We start from the raw sequence: 16,129 nt of genomic DNA, 5'->3' as shown, positions 1-16,129 counted from the left end.
ATTATATAATATGTGTATAAACGATTGTTTCGTAAAATGTAAGCGTATTCAATTGTGAGAGAACATGTTATAGAAAGGGGAATAGAAATGACGGAAAAAATTTGGCTTAAACAATATCCAAAAGAAATTCCAAAAGAGATCCAGTACGATGAAAGAACGCTTCAATCTTATTTGAGTGAAGCGGGCACAGAATCGGGCGGACAAATCGCGATTCATTTTATGGGGAAAGAGTTAACTTACGCGGAGATGATGCAATCAGCGAAGCGATTAGGTGCGTATTTACAAAAAGTTGGCATCGAAAAAGGCGATCGAATTGCTGTCATGTTACCGAATACTCCGCAAGCAGCAATCGCTTTTTACGGAGTATTGTATGCAGGAGCAATCGTCGTCCAAACGAACCCGCTTTATACGGAACGCGAACTGGAGTATCAATTACAAGATTCGGGGGCGAAAGCGATCATAACATTGAAAGCGCTCTATCCCCGAGTGGCAAACATTCGTCAACGGACAGAATTAGAACATATTATTACGACAGGGGTAGAAGATTATTTACCATTTCCTAAAAATAAATTGTACCCCTCCATCGAGCGTAAAAAGACGAAAGTAATCGTCGATTTTCCGAAAGACTCCCACATTTCGGATTTCAAACAAATTGTTGAACGAGAACAAGGTGAATTAATCGAACATGACTTTTCTTTTGACGACGTTGCGATTTTGCAATATACAGGGGGAACGACAGGGCCTCCTAAAGGCGTTATGCTCACACATGAAAACTTAGTCGCGAATGTTTCGATGTGCAATGCTTGGCTTTATAAGTCGAATAAAGGGAAAGAAGTTGTACTCGGAGTCATTCCATTATTCCATGTCTACGGGATGACAACAGTTTTATTGCTTTCGGTGATGCAACACTATAAGATGGTTTTAATGCCACAATTTAAGTCAGAGGAAGTATTGAAAACAATTGAAAAGCAAAGACCGACATTTTTCCCAGGAGCACCGACGATTTATATTGGTTTGCTTAACGATCCTAAAATCGAAAAATACGATTTGTCGTCTATTGAAGCTTGTATTAGCGGATCGGCTCCACTTCCGGTAGAAGTGAAAAAGAAATTCGAAAAATTGACAGGTGGGCGACTTGTAGAAGGTTACGGTTTAACAGAAACTTCACCTGTCACTCATGCTAATTTCGTTTGGAAAGAACAAGATAGAGTTGGTTCAATCGGTGTCCCATGGCCAAATACAGATGCTTGCATTTTAGGTCCACATGATAGTGATGCGGTAGGTTCTGAATATGTCGGTGAGATTGCCATTAAAGGTCCACAAGTAATGAAAGGATACTGGAATCGTCCGCAAGATACAGAAGAGACATTCCGGGATGGTTGGCTTTTAACTGGAGACTTAGGCTATATGGACGAAGATGGATATTTTTACATCGTCGATCGTAAAAAAGATATGGTGATTGCCGGAGGATTTAATATTTATCCGAGAGAAATTGAAGAAGTGTTCTATGAACATGAAGCGGTCCAAGAAGTTGTCGTCATTGGTATACCTGACCCATATCGTGGAGAAACAGTAAAAGCTTTTATCGTTCTACGTCCTGGTTATGAAGTGACTGAAAAAGAATTAAATGCATTTGCTCGAAAACATCTTGCAGCATTTAAAGTTCCGCATTATTATGAGTTTAGAGAAGATTTACCGAAAACAGCTATCGGTAAAATTTTACGTCGAGTATTAATTGATGAAGAGAAGAAAAAAACAAAAAAGAAGTAAAAGTGTTGACGAAATAAAATTTAATGTGTAATATGAATAGTGAATGAACGTTCATTCACTATTTCTTTGCACGAAATATGAACGAGTATTCATTCATAAATGAATTTGGAGAGCAGAGGCGCAAGGTGGTGGAATGATGAAAAGAGAAAAACCGAAGTACATGCAAATTATCGATGCAGCAGTTATTGTAATTGCTGAAAATGGCTATCATGGCTCGCAAGTTGCAAAGATCGCAAAACAAGCGGGTGTAGCGGATGGAACAATCTATTTATACTTTAAAAATAAAGATGATATTTTAATCTCAGTTTTTAAAGAGAAGATGGGGGTATTTATCGAAAGACTCCGTGAAATTGCACATCGACCCATTTCCACCGAAGAAAAATTGTATGAACTTGTAAAAAATCATTATACGATTTTACAAAATGACCACCATTTAGCGATTGTCACACAATTAGAGTTGCGTCAAACTCGCAAACCGTTACGAACAAAAATTAGCGATATTTTAAGAGAATATCTTTCCCTCTACGATTATATTTTAAAAGAGGGAATCGAAAACGGAGTATTGAAAGATTCAATCGACATTCGTCTATTGCGTCAAGCGATTTTTGGAATGATCGATGAAACATCCACATCATGGGTCATGACAGGTCAAAAACATGATTTAGTCAGTTTAACTGACGAAGTCCACCAATTGATTCTTCATGGATTAAAAAAGTAACACGCATCAAAATGAGTGCGAATTTTTTCGCACTATCATTTTGACACTCATAATAAATTGTAGTAAAGTGAATGACATAAAAAGGGGTGATAGGATGGTATTACCAAAAATGGATGTTAATAACGAAATCGCAATCATTACATTTAACAATCCTCCAGCAAATGCTTTGAACTCGAAGATAGTGGGCGAGATTGATCAACTTTTAAATAAGATTGAAAGCGATTCCAATATCCGGGCAGTCATTTTACATAGTGAAGGTAGATTTTTCTCTGCGGGAGCGGATATTAAAGAATTTACCGAACTAGATGGCAAGAGTGGCGCTGAAGAACTGGGAAGGAAAGGTCAAGAAGTATTCAAGCGTATTGAAACATTTTCAAAACCAGTGATTGCAGCTATTCATGGAGCGGCTTTAGGTGGGGGTCTGGAGTTAGCATTAAGTTGTCACATTCGATTGTCTACAAAAGACGCCAAACTAGGCTTGCCAGAGTTACAGCTTGGGTTAATTCCAGGCTATGGAGGAACACAACGTCTACCACGTATCGTCGGTCAAGCACATGCTGTTGAAATGATTTTATCAGCTGAACCAATTAATGGAGAGACAGCACATGCAATAGGACTGGTTACAAAAGTAGTAGACGAAGCGAACTTAGTAGACGAAGCAATTCAACTTGCACAGAAATTGGCATCAAAAAGTCCCGCTTCGACAAAAGCGGCATTGCAACTTATTCATCAAGCAATCGCTTTGCCAGAAGATGAAGGCTTCTTAAATGAAAGACAAGCATTCAGTGAAGTGTTTGAAACAGCCGATGCCAAAGAAGGTATTCAAGCTTTTATTGAAAAGCGCAAACCGAATTTTAGTTAATTAACGTTCGCTATGAACGGTTAATCATAATTTAAGCATTAAATATTGAACAGGAGGGTTCTATTATGAATATTGTAGCTTTAGTAAAAAGAACATTCGATACAGAGGAAAAAATTGTCATCAATGACGGTCAAATTAACGAAGATGGTGCGGAGTTTATCATCAACCCATACGATGAGTACGCGGTAGAGGAAGCAATCGTTTTACGCGATGAGCACGGTGGTGAAGTGACAGCACTTTCAATCGGTAGTGAAGAAGCTGAAAAGCAACTTCGTACAGCGCTCGCAATGGGAGCAGATAAAGCGGTGTTAATCGACACAGAAGATGACCTCGACGTGATGGATGAATTTACAATCGCTAAAATTATCGCGACATACTTGAAAGATCAAGAAGTAGACCTCATCATCGCTGGAAACGTAGCGGTTGATGGTGGTTCAGGTCAAGTAGGACCACGTGTAGCAGAAATGCTCGGCATCAACTGCATTACGACAATTACAGACATCAAAGTAGATGGAGACGACGTAACAATCGTGCGTGATGTTGAAGGGGATACAGAAACAATTGAAACGAAATTACCACTTCTCGTAACGGCACAACAAGGATTGAATGAACCACGTTATCCGTCACTTCCAGGAATTATGAAAGCGAAGAAAAAACCACTCGAGGAGCTTGAGTTGGATGATCTCGACTTAGACGAAGATGATGTCGAAGCGAAAACAGAAACAGTTGAAGTATTTTTACCACCAGCGAAAGAAGCAGGTAAAATTCTTGAAGGTGAAGTTGCAGATCAAGTATCTGAACTCGTCTCATTATTGAAAAACGAAGCGAAAGTATTGTAATCATAGATAAAAACGTGTAGGAGGGAATCATTATGTCTAAAAAAGTACTCGTATTAGGTGAAGTGAAAGATAATGCATTGCGTAACGTATCATTCGAAGTGATTGCAGCAGCGAAAACAATCAGCGGTGGAGCAGAAGTAACAGCTCTTTTAATCGGTGACGATGTGAAAGGGTATGCGAATGAGCTCGCACAATATGGCGCAGATCGCGTGCTCGTTGTAGAAGATGCAAAACTCGCACAATATACATCAGACGGCTATAGCCAAGCGTTCATGGCAGCATATGAACAAGAGCAACCAGACGCAATCGTGATGGGTCACACAGCGCAAGGGAAAGATTTATCACCGAAAATCGCAACGAAAATTGATGCAGGTCTTATTTCAGATGTAACGTCAATTGAAGGAGAAGGAGACGACGCAGTATTCGTTCGCCCGATCTATTCAGGTAAAGCGTTTGAAAAAGTGAAAATTAATGACGGATTAACATTTGTTACAGTACGTCCGAACAACATTACGCCACTTGAAAAAGACGAAGGCAAATCAGCGGATGCTGAATCAGTGAGTGCAGAAATCGTGGACTTACGTTCAGTCATTAAAGATGTTGTACGTAAATCAACAGAAGGTGTTGACTTATCAGAAGCGAAAGTAATCGTAGCAGGTGGACGTGGTGTGAAAGGTGAAGAAGGTTTCGAACCACTTCAAGAACTTGCAACATTACTCGGCGGAGCAGTAGGAGCATCACGTGGAGCATGTGACGCTGAATACTGTGACTACTCATTACAAATTGGTCAAACGGGTAAAGTTGTAACACCTGATCTTTACTTCGCAGTCGGAATTTCTGGAGCAATTCAACACGTTGCTGGAATGTCGAACTCAAAAATTATCGTAGCAATCAATAAAGACCCAGAAGCGGAGATCTTTAAAATTGCAGATTACGGAATTGTCGGAGATTTATTCGATGTAATGCCAATCTTAATTGAAGAAGTGAAAAAGGCAATTTAATAATTAGGAAAATGGGAGACGAATAATCCATTCGTTTCCCATTTTTTGCTCAATAGGCAAAACAATATTCAAAGAAAAAGGCCTATGGTATACTTAAAATGAAATAAACGTTGAGCAAACAACTAGCCCCTGGGGGTATGAGCTGTTATAATTCAAAATGAATGAATTGTTCAATGACAATCTTAAGGAGGATTTTAATTATGGCTATTATTAATGCAACAGACGCAACATTTAAAGAATCAATCGCAGAAGGTGTCGTACTCGTAGACTTTTGGGCTCCATGGTGCGGACCTTGTAAAATGATTGCTCCAGTACTTGAAGAAGTAGCTGACGCAGTAGATGGAAAAGCAAAAGTTGTTAAAGTTGATGTTGATGACAACCAAACAACAGCAGCACAATTCGGCGTTATGTCAATCCCAACACTCATCGTATTTAAAGACGGTGAAGCAGTAGATAAGGTAGTTGGTTTCAACCCGAAAGAAAAATTAGTTGCTTTAATCGAAAAGCACCTATAAGATAAAACAAAATGAGACTAGGTCGCCTAAGGCAGCCTAGTCTTTTTAGTAGGTGAGATGATGAATGAACAATTACAAGAGAAAATAAAGATTTTACCAGAGCGTCCTGGTTGTTATTTAATGAAGGATTCCAAAGGTGAAGTCATTTATGTAGGAAAAGCGAAAGTTCTGAAAAACCGGGTACGTAGCTATTTCACAGGAAGCCATGATGGGAAAACAGCCCGCCTCGTACAAGAGATTGTCGATTTTGAGTACATTGTGACAGATACAGAAATAGAGTCACTCGTCTTAGAATTAAATTTAATTAAAAGATATGACCCGCGCTACAATATTATGTTAAAAGATGATAAGACGTATCCATATATTCAAATTACAGATGAAAAATATCCACGTTTACTCGTAACACGCAACATAAAAAAAAGAAGAGGAAAGTATTTCGGGCCGTATCCGAACGCTTATGCAGCACAAGAAACAAAAAAACTACTCGATCGCATTTATCCTTTTCGAAAATGTCGTCATTTGCCAAAACAAGTTTGTCTATACTATCATTTAGGACAATGCCTTGCGCCTTGTGTCTATGACGTTCCAGAAACGACTTACGAAGACATGATTAAAGAAGTGAGTCGATTTTTAAAAGGTGGATATGGAGATGTAAAAAAAGAGCTCGAACAAAAAATGATGGACGCATCAGAGAAATTAGAGTTCGAACGAGCTAAAGAATACCGTGATCAAATCGCTCATATTGAATCTGTTATGGAAAAACAAAAGATGGCAACGAGTGATTTCACAGATCGAGATATTTTCGGTTATGCGGTAACGGAACAATATATGTGTGTCCAAGTATTTTTCGTGCGTCAAGGAAAGTTGATTGAACGAGATGTATCGATTTTCCCTTATTATCGAGAACCACAAGAGGAACTTTTAACATTTATTGGTCAGTTTTATAATGATGGAAAACATTTGAAACCGAAAGAAGTACTCATTCCATCACAAATGGATAACCATTTACTCGCCCAACTACTCTCCATTAAAGTTCATATTCCGCAACGGGGACAGAAAAAACATATGCTTGATTTAGCGATGGACAACGCACAAGTCGCTTTGCGAGAAAAATTAACATTAGTAGAGCGAAAATACGAGCGTACAGTCGGAGCATGTGTCCACTTAGGAGAATTGCTCGGCATTGAAACCCCTTTGCGCATCGAAGCGTTCGACAATTCTCATTTACATGGGACGAATCCTGTCTCGGCAATGGTTTCTTTCGTCGACGGGGAACCGAGAAGACAAGAATATCGCAAATATAATTTAAAAGAAGCGAGTGCACATGATGATTACGGTGCTATGCGTGAAGTCGTTCGGAGACGTTACGTTCGTTTATTAAAAGAGGAGAAACCATTACCTGACTTGATCGTCATCGATGGTGGGAAAGGGCAAATGTCTGTTGCGCGAGAAGTGTTAGAAGATGAACTCGGTTTAACTATACCTATTCTTGGATTAGCGAAGGATGAAGATCATGATACGAATGAAGTGTTATTCGGAGATCCACCGCACATCGTTCAAATGAAAAAGACGAGTGACACCTTTTATTTATTGCAGCGCATTCAAGATGAAGTGCATCGCTTTGCGATTACGTTCCAAAGAGCGAAACGTCAACAACATGCTTTTCAATCTAAATTAGATGAAGTGAAGGGAATTGGCGAACAGCGTAAAAGAAGATTGTTAATGCACTTCGGTTCCGTAGAACATATTAAAAACGCGTCGATTGAAGAATTGAGAAAACTAAAAATACCCGAAGCAATCGCTGAGAAATTACTCGCAACATTGAATGAAAAAGAAAAAGGTCAGCAGTGAATATTCACCGTTGACCTTTTTTTATTTATTTGAAGAATCCCATTTCACCTCAAATAAAATGACTTGTTTTTTAGCGTTTTTTTCAGCGTAACATTCCGTCACTCTTTTTTGTAATGCTTCATGTTGTGCAGCTAGAAATCCAGCTTCTAAAGCGTGTGAAGCTTGCTCGAAGTCTTCTAACGTCGGCCGAGTTAATGCGTAAACAATAGTGTCGCTTTTTTCTTTTTCAATAGATAAGTTCCCCCAGTCGGCTTCTCTGAAAAAATCAGGAAGTTCCTGGAGTGAAAATAAAGGGAATTCACGAGCGATTTCTTTTCCTACCCAATAGAGGATATCGTCTTCGTGTTTTCCTAAAATAGCTGGAATAACGTGATATCTTAATAGTTCGTAACCGAATTTTGTAGGACGTACTGTTTCATTATTAGCCAAAGTATTCACCATCCTTTTCCAAAATTTCAAATCAACTTCATATGTAATTGAGAATCGATTGAAAAAGCTTTCGACATCTTGATTTCTTATGTAGTGAGGAGTACAATGAAATTGTAATCACATTGTAACATGAAAGGAGTACGTCGGAAAAGTTTACTTTTAAATTGACGTGCTTCAGCTATAAGGGAGGGTAAAAGACTTGTCGAGAGAATCAGATTTTTTCTTACGTCGTCTTCATTCACTGCTCGGAGTCATTCCAGTTGGGTTATTTTTAACACAACACTTAATCATTAACTATTTTTCAACGCGTGGTGAAGAAGCATTTAACGCAGCTTCCGATTTCATGGGAAGCTTACCATTTTTGTATGTGTTGGAGTGGGTAGTAATTTACATCCCATTAATGTTCCACGCATTCTACGGTGTTTACATCGCATTTACTGCGAAAAACAACACAGGTCGTTTCGGTACATACCGCAACTGGATGTTTAAGTTGCAACGTTTAACGGGAGTGTTCTTAGTGATCTTTATCGCATGGCACATTTACCAAACGCGTATCCAAAAGGCACTTGGTGTTGACGTGAACTACGATATGATGGCTGATATTTTCCAATCTACTGGAATGGTTATTTTCTACTTTGCAGGAGTTCTCGCTGCGACATTCCACTTAGCTAACGGAATTTGGGCTTTCCTCGTAACTTGGGGTATTACACAATCTCCACGTTCACAGCAAATTTTCTCTTACGTATCAATCCTCATTTTCATCGCATTATCATTCATTGGTATCCGTGCGATTTTAGGATTTATGTAAGCAGTTAGATGCAAATCAGATTTTGAGATTATGTAAATATTGAGGAGTGAAACAATAATGGCAAAAGGTAGATTGATCGTCGTTGGTGGCGGTCTTGCAGGTCTTATGGCAACAATTAAATCAGCTGAAGCTGGCATGCCTGTTGACTTGTTTTCTTTAGTCCCTGTTAAACGTTCACACTCCGTATGTGCCCAAGGCGGTATTAACGGAGCTGTTAACACGAAGGGTGAAGGTGACTCACCTGCGATCCATTTAGATGATACAGTATATGGTGGAGACTTCTTAGCGAACCAACCACCTGTTAAGGCAATGACAGATGCTGCACCTGGAATTATTCACCTTTTCGACCGTATGGGTGTTATGTTTAACCGTACAAATGAAGGGTTACTTGATTTCCGTCGTTTCGGAGGTACTTTACACCACCGTACAGCATTCGCTGGTGCGACAACAGGACAGCAATTATTATATGCTTTAGATGAGCAAGTGCGTTCACATGAAGTAGCTGGACTCGTTCAAAAGTATGAACATTGGGAGTTTTTAGGAGTTATTCTTGATAACGATGGTGTCTGTCGAGGAATTAAAGCACAAAACTTAAAAACGATGGAGATTAAATCATTCCGTGGAGATGCGGTTATTATCGCAACAGGTGGACCTGGTATTATCTTCGGTAAGTCAACGAACTCTGTTATTAATACAGGTTCTGCAGCTTCAATCGTTTACCAACAAGGTGCGAAATACGCAAACGGTGAGTTCATTCAAATTCACCCAACGGCGATTCCAGGAGATGACAAACTTCGTCTCATGAGTGAATCAGCACGTGGTGAAGGTGGACGTGTTTGGACGTATAAAGATGGTAAACCTTGGTACTTCTTAGAAGAGAAGTATCCTGACTACGGTAACTTAGTTCCGCGTGACATTGCAACACGTGAAATTTTCGACGTCTGTGTAAACCAAAAGCTCGGTATTAACGGCGAGAACATGGTTTATTTAGACTTGTCACATAAAGATCCACACGAGCTTGACATTAAACTCGGTGGAATCATGGAAATTTACGAAAAATTCGTTGGGGAAGACCCACGTAAAGTTCCGATGAAAATTTTCCCTGCTGTCCACTACTCAATGGGTGGCCTCTGGGTAGACTACGATCAACATACGAATATCCCTGGATTATTTGCAGCAGGTGAAGCTGATTATTCACAACACGGTGCGAACCGTCTCGGTGCGAACTCATTACTTTCTGCTGTATTTGGTGGAATGGTTGCTGGACCGAAAGCTGTGGAATACATTAATGGACTTGATAAGAGTGCAGAAGATGTTGAATCATCAGTATTCGACAATGCAATTAAAGAAGAACAAGCGGCATGGGACGCAACGCTCGCAATGAACGGTACTGAAAATGCGTACATGCTTCATAAAGAGCTTGGTGAAGTAATGACGAAAAACGTTACAGTTGTTCGTAATAACAAAGACCTTGCAGCTACAGATGTGAAAATTCAAGAATTACTCGAACGCTATGAAAACATTAACATTACTGATACACAAAAATGGTCAAACCAAGGTGCGACATTTACTCGTCAGTTAAAGAATATGTTACAATTAGCGCGCGTTATTACGCTCGGAGCTCTTAACCGTAACGAGAGCCGTGGTGCTCACTACAAACCAGAATTCCCAGAACGTGACGACGAGAACTTCTTAAAAACAACAATCGCTGAATTTACGCCAGAAGCTCCTAAATTATCGTATGAAGATGTAGATGTTTCATTAGTGAAACCACGTAAACGTGACTACACTTCAAAATCGTAGTAATAAGAGGAAAGGGGAAAATACGAAATGAGCGAGAATAAGACAATCGAGTTAAAAGTGCGTCGTCAAGACACGGCTAACTCTGATTCATATTGGGAAGAGTTTTCGATCCCATATCGTCCAAACATGAACGTTATTTCTGTGTTAATGGAAATTCAACGTAATCCAGTGACGAAAGACGGTAAGAAAACGACACCAATTAACTGGGAAATGAGCTGTCTTGAAGAAGTATGTGGAGCATGTTCAATGGTTATTAACGGACGTCCACGTCAATCTTGTACAGCATTAATTGACCAATTACCATCACCGATTACTCTCGAGCCAATGTCAACATTCCCAGTCGTACGTGACTTAATCGTCGACCGTGAATTTATGTTTGACTCACTTAAGAAAGTAAAAGCATGGGTTCCAATCGATGGAACATATGATTTAGGTGAAGGTCCACGTATGCCAGAACGCAAACGTCAATGGGCTTATGAATTATCAAAATGTATGACATGTGGTGTATGTTTAGAAGCATGTCCTAACGTTAACGATAAAACAGACTTCATTGGACCAGCGATTCTTTCACAAGTTCGTTTATTCAACACACATCCAACAGGATCAATGAATAAAGATGAGCGTCTTGCAGAAATTATGAAAGACGGTGGACTTGGAGAATGTGGTAACTCACAAAACTGTGTCGTAGCATGTCCGAAAGGGATTCCTTTGACAACGTCAATCGCATCACTTAACCGTGCAACAACAGTTCAAATGTTCAAAAACTTCTTCGGAAGCGACCATATGGTAGACTAAAATCTACAGGACTCACCCTAAATTTAGGGTGAGTTTTTTGTTTGGAAAAAATATTGTCTTTTTTCATCTAAATGAAACATCATCATACGAAAAATATTTTCATTGAAAACGATTACTTAAATAAGCTGAAGCATTAAAAATTTGTTTCAAATACAAAAATACTTGCTTTTTAAAAGGATAAAGAATATATTATAAATAACATACCGACTGGTTAGTATAAAGGTGTGAAATAAAAGAATAAAGTATGGAAAGTGAGTATATTAGTTTTTTACGTTGATTCTTAGCACAATGAGGAGGAGTAGAGATGAATTTTAGTTATTCTGAAAAAGTAGAGAAGTTAAGAAGTAAGTTAACCGATTTTATGGAAGCCTATATTTATCCAAATGAAAGCGTATACAAAGAACAACTCGATGCGATGGAGGATCGATTCAGCACGATTCCCCCTATTATGGAACAATTGAAAGAAGAAGTGAAAAAGCAAGGGTTATGGAATTTGTTCATGCCAGGAGATGAATTCGGAGCAGGTTTGACAAATTTAGAATATGCACCACTTTGTGAAATTATGGGTCGTTCTGCTATTGCGCCAGAAGTGTTCAATTGTAGCGCACCCGATACAGGAAATATGGAAGTGCTCGTGCAATACGGGACAGAAGAACAGCAAGAACAATGGTTAAAACCATTACTTGCAGGTGAAATTCGTTCTTGTTTTGCAATGACAGAGCCAGCTGTTGCTTCAAGCGATGCGACGAATATTCAATCGAGTATCGTACGCGACGGAGATGACTACATTTTGAATGGGACGAAATGGTGGACATCGGGTGCTGGGGATCCACGTTGTAAAGTGGCCATCTTTATGGGAAAAAGTGACCCAGATGGACCGAAATATGAACAACAATCGATGATTCTCGTACCGATGGATACACCAGGCGTCACTGTGAAACGGATGCTTCCTGTATTCGGTTATGATAGTGCCCCAGAAGGACATGGAGAAGTGGAATTTAAAAATGTGCGTGTGCCTGCGAGCAATATGTTATGGGGAGAAGGGAAAGGATTCGCTATCGCGCAAGGACGTCTCGGACCAGGAAGAATCCATCATTGCATGCGTTTAATTGGAGCGGCAGAACGTGCGATTGAATTGATGTCAAAACGAGCACTTTCCAGAAGTACATTCGGCCAACCGATCGCGCACCATGGTATCGTCCAACAGTGGATTGCAGACTCGAGAATGGAAATTGAACAAGCCCGTTTACTCACATTAAAGGCAGCTTACATGATGGATACAGTTGGCAATAAAGAGGCGAAAGCAGAAATTGCGATGATCAAAGTAGTCGCTCCGCGTATGGCTCAAAAAGTAATTGATCGTGCGATTCAAGTATTTGGGGGTGCTGGTGTGAGCGATGATTTTCCATTAGCACATATGTACGCGAATGCTCGAACATTAAGTTTAGCAGATGGGCCAGACGAAGTGCATAGTCGCCAAATTGCACGACTTGAATTACGAAAATATTCATAAGGGGTTGAGGAAATGAAAGAAATGTTTACACTGAAAGGAAAAGTAGCGCTCATTACAGGCGGAGCGAGGGGGCTCGGCTACCAAATTGCCGAAACGTATGCGGAAGCAGGAGCGAATGTCATTGTCTGTTCAAGGGACGGAGAAGCTTGTGAAAAAGCGGCTATGCAACTTGCAAATGACTATCACGTCACGACGTTAGGGATTCATTGTGACGTAACAGATGAACAAGAAGTCGAGCAAGTCGTGCGCCAAGTAGTGGATCAGTTTGGAACGATTGATATTTTAGTGAATAATAGCGGAGCTTCATGGGCAGCACCGATTGAACAAACGCCTTTACAAGGTTGGCAAAAAGTGATGGATGTAAATGTTACAGGTGCATTTCTCATGTGCCGTGCAGTCGGTCACGTCATGCTTCCAAATAAATCGGGGAAAGTGATTAATATCGCTTCCATCGCTGGATTCGGAGGCACACCGCCCTTTATGCAAACCTTAAGTTATAACACGAGCAAAGGAGCGTTGATGACCTTTACGAAAGATTTGGCGGTGAAATGGGGAGCCTCAGGCATTTGTGTTAACGCTTTAGCGCCAGGTTTTTTCCCGACAAAAATGTCGAAAGTACTAATTGAACACGGAGGGGAGGAAATCCGTAAAAGTACCCCGCTTGGCCGTTTAGGAAGTGATTCCGATTTAAAAGGACCGGCGCTTTTTTTAGCAAGTAGGGCATCTGATTATGTCACAGGCGTCATTTTACCCGTAGATGGCGGAGCGAGTGCGTTATAGTAAAAGGTGTGGTAAATTTGTAGAAGAGTATGAAAAAGAAAGTGTGGTATACATGAAAAATAAAATTATCGCAACGAGTATTGAACTCTTCGAAAAACAAGGCTTTACCGAAACATCGATTCAACATATCGTCGATGCACTCGACGTAACGAAAGGAACATTTTATTATTATTTTCAATCGAAAGAGCAATTGTTGATGGATATTCATACGCAATACATTGACGATCTTTTACATCGCCAACAACAAGTAATCGCAGAATATGAAACAGCGAAAGACCAGCTAACAGCAATGTTTCATCTACTCATTCAAGACATTGAAATTCAAGGAGCGCGAGCACGTGTTTTCTTGCGTGAAATGCGTCATTTAATGGATACGAATAGCGTTGAAGTAAAAGAGAAACGTGATGAATTTAGACTCGTCATTGAAGAAGTGATCCGTCAAGGAATTGAAGCAGGAGAATTATTAGAATCACTAGATCCAGCGATTACAGCATTTGCTTTTTTAAGTTTGACGAATTACAGCTATAATTGGTTTAATCCACACGGAGCTTTGACAGCGGCTCAATTAAGTGATGCGTATAGCGATATCTTTTTTAAAGGAATTGTAAAAGAAGGGTGAGAACATTCATCCTTCTTTCGAACATACTAACTAGTCAGTATAAAAGGGGGATGAACACTATGTCTGAAATAATCGAAGTGAGAAAAGAAGAACAACTGCCTCTCGATCAAGTAAATGACTATATCGACCAACATATTGAAGGAGTACCTCATGAGCCTCTTCGAATTAAACAATTTAGCGCAGGGCATTCAAATTTAACGTATTTATTAAAAAGGGGAGATTGGGAAGCGGTACTCCGTCGTCCGCCACTCGGTCCAATCGCTCCGAGAGCGCATGATATGGAAAGAGAATATACATGGTTAAGCAGACTGCACTCACACTTTCAAATTGCACCGAAGCCATACACTTTTTCTGATGATGAAACCGTCATCGGCGCTCCATTTTTCATTATGGAACGCCGTAAGGGACTCGTATTTGATACAGAAATACCATCTTCTATCACTTATGAGGCATCGATGGGTAATCAATTATCGCATCTCATGGTAGATACGCTTGTACAGTTACATGCGGTCGATCCAGCAAAGGCAAATTTACTTGAAATGACGAAGCCAGAAGGATTTATGGAAAGACAGGCGAACAGTTGGACGAAACGATATCAACGTGTCGAAACGACAAAATTACCCGATGTTGAACGCTTAATGGATTATTTAGTGACGCATGTTCCGAAGACGGCACAAGCGACGATTATTCATTACGATTATAAATTAAACAATGCGATGTTTTCAGAAGATTTATCACAAATGACAGGTTTGTTCGATTGGGAAATGTCGACCGTCGGAGATCCACTCGTTGACTTAGCGGTTGCGATGAGTTATTGGATTGAGCCGGATGATCCCGATATTTTGAAATATGCGCTCGGGACACCGCCTGTTACGATGATGGACGGCTTTTATACGCGTCAGCAATTTATCGAAGCATATGCTAAAAAAAGTGGTCGCGACGTATCGAATATTCATTATTATATGACATTCGCTTACTTTAAATTAGCAGTTATTGGCCAACAAATTTACTATCGATATGCGAAAGGCCAGACGACGGACTCGCGCTTTAAACATTTTAATCGTCTCGTATCCAATATGGTTCAACTCGCTGTTCAAACGATGGATGAAGCCTATGATTGATGTCGTTTTTTCGCAAGATGAGATACCAGAAAATATTCAAGGACAAAATGTCGTCGTTTTTGATATTTTGTTAGCAACGTCGACGATTGTGACGTTAATGGAAAAAGGAGTGCAAGCAATCTACCCAGCGGAGAGTGAGAAAGAAGCGCTTGAACGGCATCATGCTTTAGCAGGCAGTCAACTAATCGGGGAAAAAGATGGCCGTCCGATTGAGCCGTATTTTGCGCCACCGCTCCCGACTGCACTCATTCAAAGTCATCTTCCGACACAAGTCGTCATGTTGACGACGAATGGGACGCTTGCCATTCGAAAAAGTGAAGGGGCAAAGCGTGTATTAATCGGTTCTTTATTGAACAATCGAGCGATCGTTGAAGCGTTTTTCCAAGAAGAAAATTGGACGCTCGTTTGCGCAGGCTCTCATGGCGCATTGGCGATTGAAGATGTATATGGGGCAGGGCAATGGATGGCGGAATGGTTAAAGCAACATCCTCATACTCGCTTAACAGAACGAGCTGAAGTGGCTTATGCGACTTATGATCAAAAAGCGACGAAAGCTAAATCGAGATTACGGCAATCGAAGACGGGAAGAATGTTAATGAAACAAGGATATGAAAATGAACTTGCTTATGTAGCACAACAACATACGATGCGTGTCATTCCGTATTATGAACGAGGAATGATTCAACACTATATCCATTAGGAGGG

16 protein-coding genes are annotated in these 16,129 nt (G+C 40.1%); 15 read left to right on the top strand and 1 reads right to left on the bottom strand.

Features of this window, described 5'->3' with window-relative positions; genetic code table 11:
- Window positions 1–87 precede the first annotated feature (87 nt).
- The 7 genes from IRY55_RS09730 to uvrC all read left to right on the top strand — a co-directional run bounded on the left by IRY55_RS09730 (window position 88) and on the right by uvrC (window position 7,556).
- Window positions 88–1,770: a long-chain-fatty-acid--CoA ligase gene (locus tag IRY55_RS09730; RefSeq protein WP_194563129.1), complete on the top strand. Its 1,683-nt coding sequence runs from the start codon at window positions 88–90 to the stop codon at window positions 1,768–1,770.
- A 136-nt stretch (window positions 1,771–1,906) separates the two neighbouring features.
- Window positions 1,907–2,488, top strand: coding sequence for a TetR/AcrR family transcriptional regulator (locus IRY55_RS09725; protein WP_194563128.1), 582 nt, complete (start codon window positions 1,907–1,909; stop codon window positions 2,486–2,488).
- Between the two features lie 94 nt (window positions 2,489–2,582).
- Complete coding sequence (locus IRY55_RS09720) at window positions 2,583–3,350, top strand: enoyl-CoA hydratase (protein ID WP_194563127.1); 768 nt, start codon at window positions 2,583–2,585, stop codon at window positions 3,348–3,350.
- 65 nt (window positions 3,351–3,415) lie between these two features.
- Window positions 3,416–4,189, top strand: a complete 774-nt coding sequence (locus tag IRY55_RS09715) for an electron transfer flavoprotein subunit beta/FixA family protein (protein WP_194563126.1) — start codon at window positions 3,416–3,418, stop codon at window positions 4,187–4,189.
- A 32-nt stretch (window positions 4,190–4,221) separates the two neighbouring features.
- Window positions 4,222–5,190: an electron transfer flavoprotein subunit alpha/FixB family protein gene (locus tag IRY55_RS09710; RefSeq protein ID WP_194563125.1), complete on the top strand. Its 969-nt coding sequence runs from the start codon at window positions 4,222–4,224 to the stop codon at window positions 5,188–5,190.
- 200 nt (window positions 5,191–5,390) lie between these two features.
- Window positions 5,391–5,705: a thioredoxin gene (gene trxA / locus IRY55_RS09705; RefSeq protein WP_194563124.1), complete on the top strand. Its 315-nt coding sequence runs from the start codon at window positions 5,391–5,393 to the stop codon at window positions 5,703–5,705.
- A gap of 60 nt (window positions 5,706–5,765) precedes the next feature.
- Window positions 5,766–7,556, top strand: a complete 1,791-nt coding sequence (uvrC, locus tag IRY55_RS09700; protein ID WP_194563123.1) for an excinuclease ABC subunit UvrC — start codon at window positions 5,766–5,768, stop codon at window positions 7,554–7,556.
- 21 nt (window positions 7,557–7,577) lie between these two features.
- Here uvrC and IRY55_RS09695 read toward each other — a convergent pair whose 3' ends face one another.
- On the bottom strand, window positions 7,578–7,994 hold the full coding sequence (locus tag IRY55_RS09695; protein WP_328799652.1) for a YslB family protein: 417 nt from the start codon (window positions 7,992–7,994) through the stop codon (window positions 7,578–7,580).
- 190 nt (window positions 7,995–8,184) lie between these two features.
- Here IRY55_RS09695 and IRY55_RS09690 point away from each other — a divergent pair, with 190 nt between their 5' ends.
- From IRY55_RS09690 to IRY55_RS09655, 8 genes are all read left to right on the top strand, one after another.
- Window positions 8,185–8,793: a succinate dehydrogenase cytochrome b558 subunit gene (locus IRY55_RS09690; protein ID WP_194563122.1), complete on the top strand. Its 609-nt coding sequence runs from the start codon at window positions 8,185–8,187 to the stop codon at window positions 8,791–8,793.
- A gap of 57 nt (window positions 8,794–8,850) precedes the next feature.
- Complete coding sequence (gene sdhA / locus IRY55_RS09685) at window positions 8,851–10,596, top strand: succinate dehydrogenase flavoprotein subunit (protein ID WP_194563121.1); 1,746 nt, start codon at window positions 8,851–8,853, stop codon at window positions 10,594–10,596.
- A gap of 27 nt (window positions 10,597–10,623) precedes the next feature.
- Entirely contained in the window at window positions 10,624–11,391 is a 768-nt protein-coding gene (sdhB, locus tag IRY55_RS09680; protein WP_194563120.1) for a succinate dehydrogenase iron-sulfur subunit, read from the top strand.
- Between the two features lie 304 nt (window positions 11,392–11,695).
- A complete protein-coding gene (locus tag IRY55_RS09675) occupies window positions 11,696–12,904 on the top strand; it encodes an acyl-CoA dehydrogenase (RefSeq protein ID WP_194563119.1) in 1,209 nt (402 codons plus the stop codon).
- A gap of 12 nt (window positions 12,905–12,916) precedes the next feature.
- A complete protein-coding gene (locus IRY55_RS09670) occupies window positions 12,917–13,684 on the top strand; it encodes an SDR family oxidoreductase (protein WP_194563118.1) in 768 nt (255 codons plus the stop codon).
- Between the two features lie 52 nt (window positions 13,685–13,736).
- Window positions 13,737–14,303 (top strand): TetR/AcrR family transcriptional regulator, encoded by a 567-nt coding sequence (locus tag IRY55_RS09665; protein ID WP_194563117.1) that lies wholly within the window; start codon window positions 13,737–13,739, stop codon window positions 14,301–14,303.
- Between the two features lie 59 nt (window positions 14,304–14,362).
- Complete coding sequence (locus IRY55_RS09660; RefSeq protein ID WP_194563116.1) at window positions 14,363–15,424, top strand: phosphotransferase family protein; 1,062 nt, start codon at window positions 14,363–14,365, stop codon at window positions 15,422–15,424.
- Window positions 15,417–16,124 (top strand): 2-phosphosulfolactate phosphatase, encoded by a 708-nt coding sequence (locus IRY55_RS09655; RefSeq protein ID WP_194563115.1) that lies wholly within the window; start codon window positions 15,417–15,419, stop codon window positions 16,122–16,124. The genes IRY55_RS09660 and IRY55_RS09655 overlap by 8 nt, the downstream gene beginning before the upstream one ends.
- Window positions 16,125–16,129: the final 5 nt, after the last annotated feature.

Origin of the sequence: Savagea serpentis (assembly GCF_015351395.1) — a bacterium.
In the GTDB taxonomy this organism is placed as follows: Bacteria; Bacillota; Bacilli; order Bacillales_A; family Planococcaceae; genus Savagea; species Savagea serpentis.
This window is presented reverse-complemented; position numbering and strand designations above follow the sequence as displayed.